We start from the raw sequence: 1,632 nt of genomic DNA on the forward strand, positions 1-1,632 counted from the left end.
GCTAGCTGGGAGTTTTATAATCCCAAGGGGCTGGGAGTCTTTTATCATGCAGTCAAAGCCTAACAAGCGCATGTTGTCGGACTGGTTTTCCGCTGCGCTCCAAACCAGCCGCAAATGCGGGCGTTATGTGATTCAACTTACAGCTCAGATTAAATAGGAAGTCAGATGCCAAGAATAAGTTCAAGTGCAGGCGGTCGCGCACTAGAAATAATGGATGTTTCACTCCAAACAGCCAATGATGTTAAAAATATTGGTATCAATAGTGCTCTTGATACCTTGAGTAAAAAAGCTAATTCTATTCTCTCTTTTATATATGGATATGTGCTTACATATGATGAATCATTTGATACAGATGATGAAATATTAAACTGGACAATCGTTGATGTCGTTGACGATTTAAGTGCTGCTATTTGGAATTTAGGGACAGGGTTTTATAAGACATCCGCATCCTGTCAGCGAGGATCTTTAGAGATGGCTTCTGTATCGCTTTATTTTCAAAGGCTTGAAAATGAAAGCCCTATTCAAGGTGGCTATAATGAAGCTTTTTCCAAATGGGATGGAGGTATTTCTTCAACCCCAAATTGGGGTACAACAAAACCTCGATTACAAAATTCACTTTTAGTTAAAAAGTTTAAAGATGAAAATGATTTCTGTGTCATAGAAGAGGCTCATAGTCATTTTAAGTATTTATGTAGCTTCACTCATAGTCGAGCTTTTTCGCCAGAAGATGGCGAAGGTACAAATTCAATGAATATGTTGAACCAGGCAGGTGAATACAATCAAAAGGAATTTGAACGCATTGTAAAAGCTCTGGATGCAACAATAGCGAACATAGCCTCAATCTGGGCTGTAACATACCCACATACAGTATCTGAATGGACAGATGATGGAGTTGGGATGGAATTTGTTAGCCTTGATGAATTGTTCTGCACCCCTAAAGCAAAAAAGGCGTTAGCTTTTGCACGTTCACATACCATCACATAACAAGGCACTTAAACGGAACTAAAGCAGTGGGTTAGTTTCGCTTCGCTACACATTATAACCCACAATTTTAGTCCGCTTAGTGCGGCGTTAGGCTCTCGTATGAATGAAGCTGAAATACTCGAATATTTAACCGACAGCGATGGTAGTACTAGGGATATCACCTTTACTCCGGCCGCTTTGGATTGTGTTGAAGTGTTCACAAAGCTCTTTCTCGAAGCATTTAACAATGGTGAGCTACTGGATCAAGACGGTGAAATTGTTGAATTGTCTGCTGAAAGCGTGATGTCTTACATTAAAGCACGCGAAGAAGGTTGTATTCATGGTCAGCTGAAGTCTAGTGATAGTTTTGTAAGCCAAGTTCATCTGTTTCTCGATTGGCCTGAAGATGAAAAAATAGCTGTTGAAATATCGTATTTTCCAAACGATCTTTGCGGTGAATTTACTACATCGCTATTTTTCGAAACATTGAATAAGTGGTGGAATGCTCTCCAGACCAATGAAGTTTTCGTTCGGTATGAAAATGCTAGCTGGGAGTTTTATAATCCCAAGGGGCTGGGAGTCTTTTATCATGCAGTCAAAGCCTAACAAGCGCATGTTGTCGGACTGGTTTTCCGCTGCGCTCCAAACCAGCCGCAAATGCGGGCGTTA

The 1,632-nt window shown here is 40.6% G+C and carries 2 protein-coding genes; both read left to right on the top strand.

The window, feature by feature from the left end:
* The first annotated feature begins 165 nt into the window (after nucleotides 1–165).
* On the top strand, nucleotides 166–984 hold the full coding sequence (locus IEY18_RS17265) for a hypothetical protein (RefSeq protein WP_188923125.1): 819 nt from the start codon (nucleotides 166–168) through the stop codon (nucleotides 982–984).
* Between the two features lie 99 nt (nucleotides 985–1,083).
* The gene (locus tag IEY18_RS17270; RefSeq protein ID WP_188923127.1) at nucleotides 1,084–1,569 is read left to right on the top strand and encodes a hypothetical protein; all 486 of its coding nucleotides are present in this window, start codon (nucleotides 1,084–1,086) and stop codon (nucleotides 1,567–1,569) included.
* Nucleotides 1,570–1,632: the final 63 nt, after the last annotated feature.

It is taken from the genome of Shewanella gelidii (assembly GCF_014647855.1).
Taxonomy (GTDB): domain Bacteria; phylum Pseudomonadota; class Gammaproteobacteria; order Enterobacterales; family Shewanellaceae; genus Shewanella; species Shewanella gelidii.

What these genes read in the sequence shown, in the direction of transcription:
- IEY18_RS17270 (WP_188923127.1), top strand. Translation starts at nt 1,084, where the DNA reads ATGAATGAAGCTGAAATACTCGAATATTTAACCGACAGCGATGGTAGT.
- IEY18_RS17265 (WP_188923125.1), top strand. Translation starts at nt 166, where the DNA reads ATGCCAAGAATAAGTTCAAGTGCAGGCGGTCGCGCACTAGAAATAATG.